This window comes from Jiella flava (assembly GCF_017349315.1).
Taxonomy (GTDB): Bacteria; Pseudomonadota; Alphaproteobacteria; order Rhizobiales; family Rhizobiaceae; genus Jiella; species Jiella flava.
Genome location: NZ_JAFMPP010000008.1, coordinates 94,446 through 109,380, shown reverse-complemented (window position 1 = coordinate 109,380; position 14,935 = coordinate 94,446). Strand labels below are relative to the sequence as shown.

The window sequence follows — 14,935 nt, the reverse complement described above, 5'->3', positions numbered from 1 at the left end:
TCACCAGCCCTTGTAGTCGGTCACGTTGTCGCGCGTGACGAGCTCGCTCGGGATCTTGATGGTGGTCTCCTTCGGCGGATTGCCGGCGACGATCTCCTGGGCGATCTCGATGCCCTTGCGGACCATCTCGGCTGGGTTCTGCGTCGCGGTGCCGATGAAGGGCGAGCCGTCACGTTTGAGCTCGGCGACCGCTTCCGGGCTGCCGTCGACGCCGGTGACCTTGATCTGGCTGGACTTGCCGGCCTGCTCGACGGCAAGTGTCGCACCGAGCGCGCTCGGATCGTTCATGCCGAAGATGCCGGTGACATCGGGATGGGCGGTCAGCATGTCGGTGGTCACCGCGAGACCGGAGGCGCGATCGTTCTTCGAGGCCTGCTGGCCAACGATCTTGATATCCGGAAAGTCCTTGGCGACCGTCTTGCAGCCGTCGATGCGGTCGATGATCGTCTGGATCGGCGTGCCGTCGACGAGCAAGACCTCGCCCTTGCCGCCCATCTCTTTGAACAGATAGGTGCAGGACTTCTCGCCCGCCTGGACCGCATCGGTCATGACCACGGCGTCGGCGCCCTTGGCCGGGGTGTCGACAGCGATCACGATGATGCCGGCCGCCTTGGCCTTCTCCAGCGCCGGCTCAATCCCATCACCGTCCACCGCCGATACGACGATGACGTTGACGCCCTGCTGAATAAAGGCATCGATCTGATTGTACTGTGTCGACAGGTCGAGCTGAGCGTCCTGGGTATTCAGCGTCGCGCCGATCTTCTTGGCGGCGTCCTGCGCACCCTTGTCCATCGCCGAGAAGAACGGATTGGACATGTCCTGGACCATCAAGCCGATCTTTTCAATCTTCTTCGGCAAATCGCGGGCCGACGCCGGCGCGGCGAACATCACGCCGGAGACAAGGACGCCCGCGGCAACGCTGGCCGCGAGTTTGAACGTGTTCATGAGAATTCCTCCCAGATAAAGCCAGCCATCAGACAACACGACAACACCCCCGCTGGCCGGAGGGACATCGCCGCGCGATCGGTTAGGATCGGGATCGGGTGGGATCAGGACAGCCGCAGGACCGACGCACGACGAGGTCGACGGGCACCTGCAGCTGATGCTCGTTGGTATAGATCGGCGCCGCCGGCTTGCCCGCCTTGCGGGCCTCGATCTGGGCGCTCATGATTTCGGTGAGCATGTGCGCCGACAGTCGACCGATCTCCTCGGAGCGCTCGTTCAGCACCGTCACCGGCGGATCGAGATATGGCGCAAAGGGGAAATCGTCGAAGCACACCATCGCCATGTTATCGGGAATGATGGTGTTGCGTTCGCGGGCCACTTGGAAGGCGCCAAGCAGGATCGGATTGTTGCCGGCGATCAGAATATCGGGCAGACGCCCACCTCGCCGGCCCAAGCAATCACGCAACGCCTTTGAGGCAGAAGCGGCATTGTTACCGGCCTCGACCACCTCGATCGTCGCGCCGGCCTTGGCAGCCGCATCGCGCAAGCCGCGCTCGCGCTCCTTCCGGCTCGACCAGATCGGCGGATAGACCAGAAGTAGCCAGTCCTGAAAGGCATGCGACTGCAGATGCGCGCCGACCAACAGACTGGCATTGTAGTTGTCGGTTGTCACGCTTGGAACGTAAGGCAATTCTTCGGGCGGCGAGGAATCGACGAAGACGATCGGGATTTCCCAGTCCTCCAGCCGCTTGACGCTTTCCGGCAGCAGCGTCAGCGTGGAGATCACGCCACCCACCCGGCCCTCCAGCAGCCGCTGGATGGTCTGGCGCTCACGGCCGATGTCGTAGACGCCGCCGATGGCGATATCGGTCAGAACGACTGTTTGATCCATGTCCTGCGCAACCGCCTGAATGCCGTTCATCATGTCGAGATAGTAGGCATTCGAGGTGCCGGCGGTGATGACGGCGATGGTCGAACTGGCAACGCCGCGCAGCTTCTGCGCCGCAAGATTGGGGACGTAACCCATCTCTTCGGCAACGCGCAGGACAGCCTCCCGGCTCTCCTTCGAAACGCCCTCGGCACCGGCGAGCGCCCGAGACACAGTGAAGGTCGACAGTCCGGATTCCCGGCTCACGTCTTTCAGTGTGAGTTTCCTGCGCACTGCACCATCCTAAACGTTTAGCAGCCGATAAAAAGGCACCTAAACGTTTAGTTCGTTTGCTGTCAACGGCGATTGGCAAGCGAACGCGCGACAAGTTGCCGCACAATAATAAGGCATTGTGAAAATTATTTGCGCTACTTATGGGGCTGAACGACCTGCCGCGTCGAACCAAACATGATCATTTCGTCGACGCCCCAACAGCGGACGGGCACCTCGCCCCTGACGGCAGCCGACCGGCATGGGAACGACTGCCGGGTCACCCGCGCCCGTCACTTCCTTCGAATCGACGCCAGATCTCAACGGACGTCAGTGTTGCCCGGCATCGACTTCCCATCGCAGACAAATTCCAGCCAAATCGAGGCGCCGCCTCGAAATGGCGAGGCGCCCGTTTTGCACCTTCACGGACGTTCGGCACGCTTTGATCGCGTCCGCCAACGCCTGACACCGAAATGGAGAAGGACCAACACCACGACCAGCGCGACATCGGCTTCAATGACGTCGCTCTTGCGGCAGCCAGAGGCCGCCATGCCGTAGCTGAGCAGACACACGAGGACCGTGGCCACCATCACCAGGCCAAACGCATCTCGCCAATTATCGTTCATGTCAGTTCCTGCCGCCACATCTCTTTCAGCATGCGCGCAAGAAGCCGAGCCGCAGAAGCAATTGCAATTTTGCTTCTGAGCGTCAGCGGGGCGGAGCATGCATGCATGCATCTTTGGTGCGACGGCCATGCACGCCGCATTGATCGAACACTTCGAAAAATACGAAGGACCGGTAGACAAATATCTAATAGCTCAATCGGATTGGAAGGTAAAATCGGCCATCGTGGACAAATTTTTTGTGAAGGGCGGAAAAATGGTAGTGAATAAAGCAACCAAACGACGAAACCACTCATTCATTCAATGTACGAGACGGCATTTTATCAGGTAATTGAGATTTTCAATTTCTCTAAAAATAACTTCGACATATTTCAACTAAGAATGTTCCCCCATTGCTGATACCCGGCGCAAAGATCGAGCCGCGCGCAACTCTGCAGTATTCCGCTCCAGCAATGCGCGCGGACAGCTGAGCGCTCCCTGTCCCTCTCGTCACGATCCGATCATGCCGGCCCCGGGAGGCGCTGCGGCCACGCTCCGATCTCGCTTCCCTTCCACACGACCAAATTTTCGCAGGCGCAACCTCCGTCCGAAACCGGCTCGATCGCGATGGCATGCCAAGCTGGCTCGTCGCCGACATCGCTCGCCCAGTTCGCCAACCCTTCAGCACCTGGCACCTGTCGCCACGCCCAGAGGCGCCAGCCCTCTCAACGGGCTGCCACCGATGCCCGAGGCACCGCGCGCCATGCAATCGAAACACCCAGCGGCGGCAGATGACGACAAAATCTGTCGCGAGAGGCGCGCCCCTTGGCGGTCGATCACCGTCGGCATCCACATTGCTTCGTCCGCAGGCCACCCTCTTGCGTTCAAATCGCATGCAGCCGGCGTACGCACAGCCAAGTGGCACCCCGTTCCTCATGAAGGTCGAGCGGCGCCCCCGAATTCTGTAGGACTTCAACGCCGACCGTATCCCCTTCCTCGAAGCGTCCCTCAAAGGAGGTGCGAACCGTCGTCTGAAACCCGACAACCCCGGCGACGGTGGCTTCGGTGTTCTGGAGCACCTCTCCGTTCTTAAGAATACGAATCTGGCGGCCATTTATCGGGTTGGGCTTGAAGCTGACCTGGGTTTCGACGCGGTACTGCCCTGAAAGCCTGATCTCGGCTTGTCCTGTCCGCTGATTCAACATCTTCATGCTGTCGATCGCCGCCTCCAAGACGAGATTCGTCGGCTTCGAGTTGGGAATCGACTGCACCGTCGCGGCACGAAGCCAACATTCAGGATGATGCCATCCCAGAAAGTGCTTGGCGCGATCTGGATTGCCTGTAACGACACAATCGGCATCGACAGTGTTCGGCTCGCCACCAGAATAGGCGACATTATTCCAGAAACCATACATCGGATGCTCTGGCGGCTTTGTCCAGATCGCCCGACAATTCCGGAGCTTTACGCCCTTTGGCCAGCGCTTATAAACGTTGGACGGCGAGACAATAAAGGCCCCCGGAACCGGAAACCCTTTCCTTTCCCAGTCGAAACCGGTGTCGATCGCCTGACAGTCGCGAAAAACGACATCCCTCGGCATATCGTCCGTTTCAACGCCGCGATCCCCACTGGCAATGCAGAGAAATCCCAACGACCCGCATCGAATGGCAGAACAGCCGTCGATTTTGCCATGACGATTGAAATTCGCGAGCTTGATACCGACTAGCGAGCATTCTTCCGCAACCAGGCCATAGACGGCAAAGTAGGTGTTTCCGTTGGAACCAGTAATGTCCAAGCCTTGGTCACAACGAGATATTTGCCCGCCAAAAATCGAGAAATTTCCCGAGCCCAGGCCGACCACGAAACCTCGTGTGCGTGCTTTCGCAAAGCTGGCGCCGCCATTGACCGATCCGCCCAGATCGCTGACCTTCGGAGCATAGGCACGCCAATTCGACGAATTCGATATCCAGATGCCCTGGACGCGATCGTCCATCGGATCGGCGGGCAAGACAAATTTGATGTCATGGACCCAAGGCCGGATAAGGTCGAAATCGTGACAGTTCTGAATGCCAAACCCGGTTCCGAGGTTGTCGCCAAAGACCTCGACATCCTGAAAAAGGTGGCCCGAGCCATTGGCAATCCGAATTCCGAAATGGGTTTCCAACCCGCCGTCGCGGCCCGATCCGTTGCGGTCGACCCGAAGATTGATAAGGCGCAATCCGTTCACCCCGTCCGCGCTCACGGTACTGCGCTTGCGATGACCGGGATCGAGCTGTTTGAACGTCGCGTTCATGATGGAGCCGTTGTCAGGCAGCTTGATCTCGCCGCGCACGGCGTAGGTCAAATTTTCTCCGTCGAGGGTGCCGGGAAACTTCAGCGCCGTCTGCACGGCGGCCAGGTCGTCGCTTTTGCCATCCCCCCTGCACCCGAACGATCGCAATGTGCGGACATTTTTAGGCAGATAAAGATGCGGATCCGTGCTCGCCTTTTGCCACCACGCACCGTCCTGCGACCGGATCGCGAACCGGTCGGGCCGCGATCCGGCGCGCTGATATGAGGCTCCCTCGTCGAGAAGCGTCACCTGCTCAATGCCGCGAGGCACCGCCGAGGCTTCCAAGGCGGACTGATCCGGGAGGGGAAGCCAGTTGCCGATATTGGCGTAGGCCTGCATCCGCGCCGACGGGGACAAATTTTGTGCGCGAGCGGCATCGACTTTCATCAGCAGCTCGCGGTGCAGCCAATCCGGCGCGCCCTGGAGATTGCGATCGCCAGATTGCTCCGCTCCAAATCGCTCCGCCTTTGTCGCGACGTCCAATCGGCGATCGGCATCGCGACCCGATGTCGCCTGGGTCAAGAACGACGTTGGAAGCGGATTGGCGGGCAGCGCCGCAGCCCCGAACAAACCTGCAGAACCGGTCAGCATCTGACGGCGGGAGACCATGCGAGACCCTCCTGAAAAGTGCATTGTGAAAATGCCGACGCTTTGGGCAGGAATAAGGACAGCGGATAATAACAGTCGGCGCTCGGGGTCTTCCCGAACGTGATACGATCTGCGATCGAGACGTCGGTTCGACAGAACGACAACCCGTTTCGTGCCAAGCGGCGGGTCGTCCAACACTGTTTTCAAAGGGGAATTTTCGGCCCTGGTTCATTGTTTGAACCATCGGACTGGCGTCGCCTCACTCAATCCGCCGATAGGCTTGAAGCGGCGATCTTTGAGAGAACCACGCGCGGAATGGGTCGCGACCCTTCGTGATTCTTGCGCGTTCTTCCCAAGATTGCGGCGATTTTGGTGACGTTATGCCCAATTTTTATTCAATTACAGCGTGCCATTTGGAAAGAATCAAGTTCAAAACGATCGCGTTTTCACGACGCAGATCATCCGCTTCATGGCGAGGCAGCATTGCGAAACGGCGAAGGCGACCGTCGCGAAACGGCCGCCTTCGTCATCACCTGTACCGGCCGATCGCCTCACGCCTGCGGATAAATCGGAAAGTCCTGCAGCAGCGCCCTGACCTTGTCCCGCACGGCGGTTTCGACGGCGGTGTTGCCGTCCTCGCCGTTGCTAGAGAGACCTTCGAGCACCTCCAGGATCAATTTGCAGACCGTCTTCACCTCCGCCTCGCCGAAGCCTCGCGTTGTAATCGCCGGAGTGCCGAGGCGAATGCCCGAGGTGACCATCGGCTTTTCCGGATCGAACGGAATACCGTTCTTGTTGCAGGTGATGTGGGCGCGCCCGAGCGCAGCTTCCGCCGCCTTGCCGGTGAGGCCTTTGGGCCGCAGGTCGACAAGCATAAGATGCGAATCGGTGCCGCCCGAGACGATATCGACGCCGCCGGCCTGCAGCGTCGCGGCCATGGTCTTGGCATTGGCGACGACCGCCGTGATGTAGTCGCGATAGTCCGGCCGCAGCGCCTCGCCGAAAGCCACCGCCTTGGCCGCGATGACATGCATCAGCGGCCCGCCCTGCAGCCCTGGGAAGACGGCCGAGTCGAGCTTCTTGCCGAGTTCCTCGTCGTTTGAAAGGATAATGCCGCCACGCGGACCGCGCAGGGTCTTGTGCGTGGTCGAGGTGACCACGTCGGCGTGCGGCACCGGGTTCGGATGCGCCCCGCCGGCAACGAGACCGGCGAAATGTGCCATGTCGACCATCAGCTTGGCACCCACCTTGTCGGCGATCGCGCGAAACCGCTTGAAGTCGGGAAAGCGCGAATAGGCCGAATGGCCGGCGATGATCAGTGCCGGCTTCGTCTCCTCGGCGAGCGCTTCGACCGCGTCCATGTCGATCAGGCCGGTGTCCTTGTCGACACCGTAATGGACCGCGTTGAACCACTTGCCGGACATGTTGACCTTGGCGCCGTGGGTCAGGTGGCCGCCAGCGGCGAGGTTGAGGCCCATGAAGGTGTCACCCGGCTTCATGAGCGTCAGAAACACCGCCTGATTGGCCTGGCTGCCGGAGTTCGGCTGGACATTCACCCAGGCGCAGCCGAACAACTGCTTCAGCCGTTCGCGGGCCAGCTCCTCGGCCTGATCGACAAACTGGCAACCGCCGTAATAGCGTCGGCCCGGATATCCCTCGGCGTATTTGTTGGTCATCACCGAGCCCTGGGCATCCATGACGGCGCGGCTGGCGATGTTCTCCGAGGCGATCAGTTCGATCTCGTCGCGCTGGCGCGTATATTCGCGTTCGACCGCTCCCCAGATCTCCGGGTCCCGGTCCGCCAAGCGGTCGGTGAAAAAGCGCGTCAGCGCTGGCACTCTTGCGTCCATGGTCGATTCCTCCGTTATCCTGTCCATCCCAGACCGCCGGAAATGACGTGGATGGTCATCAGCAGCGCGTCGACGTCCTCCGGCCGCGCCGCGTCGCTCTCCCGGCTCGCCCGGACCTTATGCAACAGATCCACCTGGAGCCTGTGCAGGCCGTCCATCTGAGCTCGCATGCCATCGGCGCGGGCGCGAAATTCGGGAAAGCGCCACGCGAGTCGATCCTCCTCGGTGAGGAACAGGATCATCTCCTCGGTCAGCCGTGCCTCCGCCTCGATCTGCCGAAACACCGTGTCGGCGGTCTGCGGATCGCTGACGAGATCGGCATAGAGCCGGCCGATGGTCAGATCGCATTGGAACAGCAGCTTCTCGGCCTCATCGATGATCAGCCGGAACAGCGGCGATGTGCCATACATCTTCTTCAAGAGCGCCCGGCCGGACTCGCCTCGCACGCCGGTAAAGGAGGAGAGCGCCGTGCCGATTCCATACCAGCCGGTCAGCATGTGCCGGTTCTGGCTCCAAGCGAAGACCCAGGGAATCGCCCTGAGATCGGAGAGATTCTGCGGCGCCGAGCCGAAGCGGCGGGCCGGCCGCGAGCCGATCTTCAGAAGACTTAGCTCCTCGACGGGACTTGCCTCATTGAAATAGTCGATGAAGCCCGGCATGCGCACCAGATCGAGATATTTCACCTGACTGAGACCGGAGAGCGCCTCGAACGCCTCCTTGTCCTCGCCGATCTCGTCCGGCCGGGCGGTGTCCGGCGGCTGCAGCGTGTGGTCGAGGACGGCGCCGACGAGCCGCTCCAGCATGGTCAGAGCCGTGCCGCGATTGGCGAATTTCGCCGAGACGATCTCGCCCTGTTCGGTCACCCGCATCCGCCCCTCGACCGTACCGTTCGGCTGTGCTGCGATCGCCCGACCGGCGGGGGCGCCGCCTCGGCTGACCGAGCCGCCCCGGCCGTGGAAGAACGAGACGTCGATCCGATGCTTGCGGCCGACCCGCTTCAGCGCGACCTGTGCCTTGGCCAGCTCCCAGTTGGAAGTGAAGAAGCCGCCATCCTTGTTGCTGTCGGAATAGCCAAGCATCACCTCCTGCCGGTCACCCGCCTCGCGCAGAAGCCGGCGCACGATCCGGTTGGAAAAGATCGCATCCAAGATGTCGTGCGCGGCGCGCAGATCGTCGATGGTCTCGAATAACGGCACGATCGGCAGCGGCGCGGTGATGTTCGACAACCCGCCCGAGCACCATTCGGACAAAAGATAGACCGCAATCAGATCCGCCGCCGATGTGGTCATCGACAGGATGAAGGCGCCGATCGCGGCGGGGTCGTGCCGACGCGCCTCAGCAACCAGTTGAAACAGCGCGACAAGATCGCGGGTCTCGTCCGAAAGCGTCAAGCCGGAAAGCTCCGGTGCCGGCCCGCGGAGGGCCGCCGTCAACCGGTCCAGCCAAGCCGGACTGCCGTCGGCGGCGACCGGCGCGCCTTCGAGGGCGGAGAGGATTTCGGCGAGACAGCGGTTGACCACGGTCGCATTCTGGCGAATGTCGAGCGCCACGGTGTGGAAGCCAAAGATCCGCAGCCGCCGCTCCAGCGGCAGCACCTTGCGCTTGGCCACCGCCGGCGCGCCGATCTCTTCCAGCGCCTGGCGAAGCGCCTGCACGAGCCGCAGCAACTCGGCGGCGCGCACGAAGGGTGCCGCCGGGCGCGCTTCGCCCCGGTCGGCCGCAATCGTCGCCTCGAGCCGGCAGGCCAGCGCCGCGGCATATTGGCGAAATGGCTCGCCGGCATTGCGCCGTTCGATCTCCAACCGCTCGTCGCCGCATTGAGCGAGCAATTCCTCCAGGGCGGTGCGAAAGGCGGGCGAGAAGGAGACGACGCTGACGCCGATCGACAGATCCGCCGCCAGCCGGCCAAGAATCGGCCGATAGGAGGCAAGGGCCGACTCGCGATAGCGCTTCAGCGCCGCGCGGGTGACATTGGCCGTGACGAATGGATTGCCGTCCCGGTCGCCGCCGATCCAGGAGGCGAAAGAAAGGCAGGTCTCCGGCGCATCGACGCCATAAGAATGCTGGAGAGCCTGGCCGAGATTGTTCACCACCGTCGGCAGCGCCTCGTAGAGCACCTCGTCGAAGAAGTGGATGCCCCAGTCGATCTCCTGAGCGACCGACGGCTTTTCGAGCCTCAGTTCACCGGTGAGCCAGAGCACCTCGACCTCCGCCCGCAACGCCGCCGTCAGCGTGCGCACCTCATCCGGCGTCCAGTCGCGAGTGCGCAGCTCGGTCAGCCGGCGATAGATCCGACGGTGAATTTCGAGCACCGTCACCCGCTTGGTCTCGGTTGGATGAGCGGTCATCGTCGGCTGCACTTGCAGCCGCGACAGCGCCGCCTTCACCGCCTCCTGACCGATGCCATGTGCCTCCGCCCGCCGCATGACGTCGGCGAAGGTGCCGATCATTGCCCGGCCGGCTCGCTCCTCGCGGCGGCGATACTGCGCACCCTCATACTCCATCGCAATCGCGACCAGCTGATGCCAGACGCCGAAGCTCTGCAACGCCAGAAAGCGCCGCGTCTCGGGGACCGCGTCGACCGAGAGCCGGCCCGACAGAAGATCCTCGATTTCCGGCAGCAGGTTGCATCCGACCTCGATCAGCAGCGACCGCAACAGATCGAGCGTGTCCTTCGCCATGGAGAAGGTGTCGGGGAGCGGCGTCAGCGAAGTCTCGGCGACGCCGTCCAGCCCGTCCAGCGGCGGCGACGCCGGCAGGGGGGATGCATGAACCAAGGTTTGTTGTGACATGTCTTCGACCTCCCGACTTCGCAGGATAATCTCAAGGTCACGGCGCACCACCGCTGATCGCATGAAATTTGGTGCCCGAAAGTCAGGGTGGGCGCTACTCCATCGGACAAAAACCGGGTGCCGGCGGTTCTCGATCAGCTCAATGCCACCCAAAGGGGACACGGGCTTGCATCCGGGATTGCCTTCAAGAAAAGCCGAGAGCGGTTTTGCCTTTCCATCGAACGACGCCGCGCGCGCGGTCCGACCGCCTTGCAATGCAGGCGCCATGCGGGGTTCGGCCGCGAACACATGATCGCGGCAGGAAGGCCCGGTTAGAGCATGGTGCCGAAAAGTTGCATGACTTTTCGGGTCACATCATGCGGCAAAACAATGGCTTAGAGCGGAATGGCGATTCCAGTTTATCGCATTCCGCTCTAACGGCGACCGATCCCCTCGCCAAGCCGATTGGGCTGAGGCAAAGACACACCGACGTCTCAATCTCTTAAAGAGACGTCCCGCGCCGATCTGATTGGAAAAAATGGTACTCCCAAGGGGAATCGAACCCCTGTTTCCGCCGTGAGAGGGCGGCGTCCTAGACCGCTAGACGATGGGAGCACTCAGCCAGCGCTCGGCGCCGGTGGTGGGTCTCTTAGAGGCTCTGACGACCGAACGCAAGGGCTTTTTCGAAGCTTTGGTGACACCGCCTTGGTGCCGGCTCACTTGCCGGACGTGCTGCCGGTGCGGGCTATATTCAGCTGCTTGAGGATCGCTCCGTCCGGCAGCGAAACCACGTAAAGATGGATAGTCTCGCCGGCCTTGGTGCGGATCAGCGCGCGGTCGCCATCGGCCGAAACCTCAACTATTTCCTCGCCCGCCGGAAGTTGAATCGTGGCAATGGTGCTGCCGAGACCGCCATGCTTCGGCAGTGTCTTGTAGACAACGACTCCGAGCACCGCCATAACGCCGACGATCATGATGCCGACCGAGACCACCAGCAGCCGGACCATCTTGCGGCGCAGGCGTTCCGCCGCCGGGTCGAGCGGCTTTTCGTCCTCGACCTCGTTCTGAATGCCGCGCGTCATGACATGTCCTTTCACACAGGAGCCCGCCGCCCGTCGCGGCCGCCCCTTGTTCCCTGGGCGCGGCAATCGTCGCCTGTCGCCCCCGCCCGCGCACCGCGCCCCATTGCACCGGCCGCTTCGTTCCGGCTGGTCCTACAAGGCTTGAAAGCATGGAGACAAGACGCTTCATCGTCGCCGAGCCGGATGCCGGCGAAAGACTCGACGTCTTTCTCGCGCGCGCGGTCGCCGGCGCCCTGTCGCGCAGTCGCATCAAGGCGCTGATCGAGGCCGGTCACGCGCGGGTCGACGAAACGCCCGCGAGCGGCGCCAAGCACAAGCTGAGCGCTGGCCAAAGCGTTGAACTCGCCCTGCCCGCACCCGAGGAAGCCGAGCCGAAACCGGAAGCAATCGCCCTATCTATCGTCTACGAGGACGCCAGCATCTTGGTGGTCGACAAGTCGGCGGGACTGGTGGTGCATCCGGGCGCCGGCAATCCGGACGGCACGCTCGTCAACGCCCTCGTCGCCCATTGCGGGCCAAGCCTGACCGGTATTGGCGGGGTCAAACGGCCGGGCATCGTCCATCGCCTCGACAAGGACACCAGCGGCCTGCTCGTCGTCGCCAAGACCGAGATCGCCCATCGCAGCCTGTCGGAGCAATTTGCCGCCCATGGCCGCGACGGCCGGCTGACACGCACCTATCTTGCCGTCGTCTGGGGCACGCCGACGCCGCCGGCCGGCAGCGTCGACGCCGCGCTCGGCCGCTCGGCGACCAACCGCATCAAGCGCGCCGTCGTGCCCAAGGGCCGCGCCGACGCGCGCCACGCCGTCACCCATTACGCCACCTGGAAAACTGGCACGGCGAGCGCCGAGGCCGCCCTGATCCGCTGTCGGCTGGAAACCGGACGCACCCATCAGATCCGCGTCCACATGGCCCATATCGGCCATCCGCTGGTCGGCGATCCGCTCTATGGCGTCGGCATGAAGACCAAGGCGGCACGCCTCGAACCGGAGGCTCGGGCCGGTGTCGAGCGGTTTAGCCGGCAGGCGCTACATGCCGCCGAGCTTGGCTTTCATCACCCCGAGACCGATCAGCCGATGCATTTTACCACGCCGCTGCCGGCAGACATGCGAGCACTCTGCGCGGCGTTGGCAATTCCGCTCGACGCGGCCGGGATCGGCTAAACCCCCACGGTTCTCTCAGGCGCCGACCGAGTAGAGCGCGCCCATGTCCCGCGTGACCGCCGTCTCCCAGTGTTGCCCATAAGCCCGGACCGCCGGCAGCAGCGCGCCCAGCGCCTCCGGACCGCGGGCCTCGACGGCCGATACCTTGGGACCGGCAGCGACCAGCATGGCCGCGCCGATGCTCGTGCCCGTCGTCTGCGCTTCGGCGCCTTTTACCTTTCGTCCGCTCAATGCCGCAATCAGCGCCAGCAGGATCGGATCGCCGGTGAACGAGCCCTCGACGACGATTGTCCCACCTGCACCGATCATGTCGAGACAGGTCACCGTCATGGACGCCAAATACAGTGCCGCCGCCGCTGCCCGCTCAGCCGCCGACAGGGTTTCAGGCGGCACCGTCCAGCCGCCGCTCCGTCCGGCGAACGGTCCGATCCCGCCTTCGATCGCCGGCAGGAGCATGATTTCGCGCTCCACGACAGCGGCAAGATCGTCCAGCCCGTAACGTGCCTCGGCCGCGCCAATGGCCCGCGCATGGTCGCGCCCTCCCATGAAGCGGGCCGAGCGCACTGGCTGGCCGTCAGCATCGACATTCACCAGCGTATCGCGGCGCGGATCGAGCGTGACGTCGTCTCCCCCGACCGCCATGGCGATCACCCAGGTGCCGGTGGAGACCACGGCGAAGGGGCGCGCCTCACACATGAGATGCGGCAAGAGCGATGCGTTGGAATCATGAATGCCACCGACGACCGGGCAGTTTGCCTTCAGGCCGGTCGCGGTCGCAATCTCAGGCCGGATCGGCCCGAGCACATCGCGCGCATGACGCAGCGGCGGCATCAGGCGGCGCCAACCCAGCCGATCGACGAGGCTTGAATAGCGGTTCCGGCCCGGCTCCCAGAGATCCGTGTGGCAGCCGAGCGAGGTCACCTCCGCGGCCGCGACACCGGTGAGGCGATAGGCCCAATATTGCGGATAGGTGAGCATCTCCCGCGCCGCGCCAAAGCGATCCGGAAAGCGTTGTTGCTGCCAATAAAGCTGTGCGCCAAGATTGAGGCCGGCCGGCAGACGCGGCGAGCCGGTCTCGGCAAAATCCGGGCGAAGCGCGTCATAGTCGGCGGCCCGGCTCTCCGGTCCGGCATGCTCGTAATCGAGGATCGGGAGCGCTAATTCGCCATCCGCCCGAAGCAGCGCTGCGCAGGCGCCATGGGTCGTCACCGCGATCGCGTCAACGCCACACTCGGCCTGTAGCGCCGACAGGCTATCGAGGATGAAGGCCCACAGCCGCTCGACGGCGACATGCGGATAAGGCGGCGCTTCGACCACGCCATTCGGGATCTTTCGGACGGCGACCTCCGAAAGCGATGTCCGATCAACCAGCGCCACCTTGGCATTGGTCTTGCCGATGTCGATGACGGCCACGCGCTCGAACGTCATCGCCTCACTCCATGGGAAAGACGGCAGTTCGTCGCCTCTTAGCGACCAGCGCCATCTTGGCTCGACCGGCGGCCCGCGCGGCGACGGTCATCGCCGCAAAAACACCGGTCGCGACCAGCTGTCGCTTCAGAATCAGACGCTGCATCGAATTCCTCCCTGCCCGACATCTGGACCGCCTCCTCAAGCGGTCGATATGGCCGTCTCCCGGTTTTCGATCGGTGCAACGACAAGCCTTATCCCAGCCGCTTCAAGCATCGTGGCATGCCTGTCGGCCAAGTCGCTGTCGGTGATCACCGTGCCGATCCGGTCGAGCCGGCATAAAATCAGGCTGGAGCGGCGCTCGAATTTCGACGAATCGGCAAGCACGATCAGCTCATCGGCCTGGTCGATGAGTTTCTGCTCGGCCTGGATCAACAACGGATCGGCCTCCATCAGCCCGAGCGGCCCGAGCCCCTGCGCCCCCATGAACATCTGCCGCGCATAGAAATTGCGCGTCACGTCGTTGTCGAAGGGACTGAGCACGATGTTTTGCTCGCGATAGATCGTGCCGCCCGGCAGCATCACCGAATTCTTCGAGTGCTTCAGCAGATGCTCGGCGATCGGAAATGAGTTGGTAAACACCTGCAGCCGGCGATTGGCAAGGAAATGCACCATCTGAAAGGTCGTTGTACCGCCGTTGATGATGATCGGCTGGCCGTCCTCGCACATCTCAACGGCGCGCTTGGCGATCGCCCGCTTCCTGGCGATGTTGATCGTTTCATTGACGCTGAAGGGCCGGCCGGCAAGCCCCGGAAACTGCGGCGGGTTCAAGGATTCCGCCCCGCCGCGCACCCGCCGCAGCCGCTTCTGGACATGCAGCGCCGCGATGTCGCGCCGGATCGTCGCTTCCGAGCTGCCGGTCAGATCGACGAGTGCGGCGACCGTGACGACCGGCTTGTCCTGAACGGCAGACAGAATGATGCGATGGCGCTCTTTTTCGTGCATTCACACCTCCGATTGAGCCGCGAACCTTCCATCAAAAATGAATGGCGTCAATCA

Annotated in this window: 11 protein-coding genes and 1 tRNA gene; 1 reads left to right on the top strand and 11 read right to left on the bottom strand. The window is 62.8% G+C overall.

The window, feature by feature from the left end:
- The 8 genes from J1C48_RS10940 to J1C48_RS10905 form a co-directional block, all read right to left on the bottom strand.
- Positions 1-945: an ABC transporter substrate-binding protein gene (locus J1C48_RS10940; protein WP_207257879.1), complete on the bottom strand. Its 945-nt coding sequence runs from the start codon at positions 943-945 to the stop codon at positions 1-3.
- An 82-nt stretch (positions 946-1,027) separates the two neighbouring features.
- Positions 1,028-2,080, bottom strand: coding sequence for a substrate-binding domain-containing protein (locus J1C48_RS10935; RefSeq protein ID WP_207257878.1), 1,053 nt, complete (start codon positions 2,078-2,080; stop codon positions 1,028-1,030).
- A 425-nt stretch (positions 2,081-2,505) separates the two neighbouring features.
- Positions 2,506-2,709: a hypothetical protein gene (locus J1C48_RS10930; RefSeq protein WP_207257877.1), complete on the bottom strand. Its 204-nt coding sequence runs from the start codon at positions 2,707-2,709 to the stop codon at positions 2,506-2,508.
- Between the two features lie 860 nt (positions 2,710-3,569).
- On the bottom strand, positions 3,570-5,624 hold the full coding sequence (locus tag J1C48_RS10925) for a pectate lyase family protein (protein WP_207257876.1): 2,055 nt from the start codon (positions 5,622-5,624) through the stop codon (positions 3,570-3,572).
- 530 nt (positions 5,625-6,154) lie between these two features.
- The gene (glyA, locus tag J1C48_RS10920) at positions 6,155-7,453 is read right to left on the bottom strand and encodes a serine hydroxymethyltransferase (RefSeq protein ID WP_207257875.1); all 1,299 of its coding nucleotides are present in this window, start codon (positions 7,451-7,453) and stop codon (positions 6,155-6,157) included.
- Between the two features lie 14 nt (positions 7,454-7,467).
- A complete protein-coding gene (locus tag J1C48_RS10915) occupies positions 7,468-10,245 on the bottom strand; it encodes a phosphoenolpyruvate carboxylase (protein WP_231081705.1) in 2,778 nt (925 codons plus the stop codon).
- Between the two features lie 518 nt (positions 10,246-10,763).
- Positions 10,764-10,839: transfer RNA gene (locus J1C48_RS10910), tRNA-Glu, on the bottom strand.
- A 101-nt stretch (positions 10,840-10,940) separates the two neighbouring features.
- On the bottom strand, positions 10,941-11,306 hold the full coding sequence (locus tag J1C48_RS10905; protein ID WP_207257874.1) for a DUF6476 family protein: 366 nt from the start codon (positions 11,304-11,306) through the stop codon (positions 10,941-10,943).
- A gap of 149 nt (positions 11,307-11,455) precedes the next feature.
- Here J1C48_RS10905 and J1C48_RS10900 point away from each other — a divergent pair, with 149 nt between their 5' ends.
- Complete coding sequence (locus J1C48_RS10900; RefSeq protein WP_207257873.1) at positions 11,456-12,469, top strand: RluA family pseudouridine synthase; 1,014 nt, start codon at positions 11,456-11,458, stop codon at positions 12,467-12,469.
- Between the two features lie 15 nt (positions 12,470-12,484).
- Here the strand turns inward: J1C48_RS10900 and J1C48_RS10895 are convergent, their stop codons facing one another.
- From J1C48_RS10895 to J1C48_RS10885, 3 genes are read right to left on the bottom strand one after another with little or no spacing between them, the layout of a single operon-like run.
- Entirely contained in the window at positions 12,485-13,897 is a 1,413-nt protein-coding gene (locus J1C48_RS10895) for an FGGY-family carbohydrate kinase (RefSeq protein ID WP_207257872.1), read from the bottom strand.
- Positions 13,898-13,901: 4 nt separating this feature from the next.
- Positions 13,902-14,042, bottom strand: a complete 141-nt coding sequence (locus tag J1C48_RS10890) for a hypothetical protein (protein WP_207257871.1) — start codon at positions 14,040-14,042, stop codon at positions 13,902-13,904.
- A 35-nt stretch (positions 14,043-14,077) separates the two neighbouring features.
- Positions 14,078-14,881, bottom strand: coding sequence for a DeoR/GlpR family DNA-binding transcription regulator (locus tag J1C48_RS10885; protein ID WP_207257870.1), 804 nt, complete (start codon positions 14,879-14,881; stop codon positions 14,078-14,080).
- Positions 14,882-14,935: the final 54 nt, after the last annotated feature.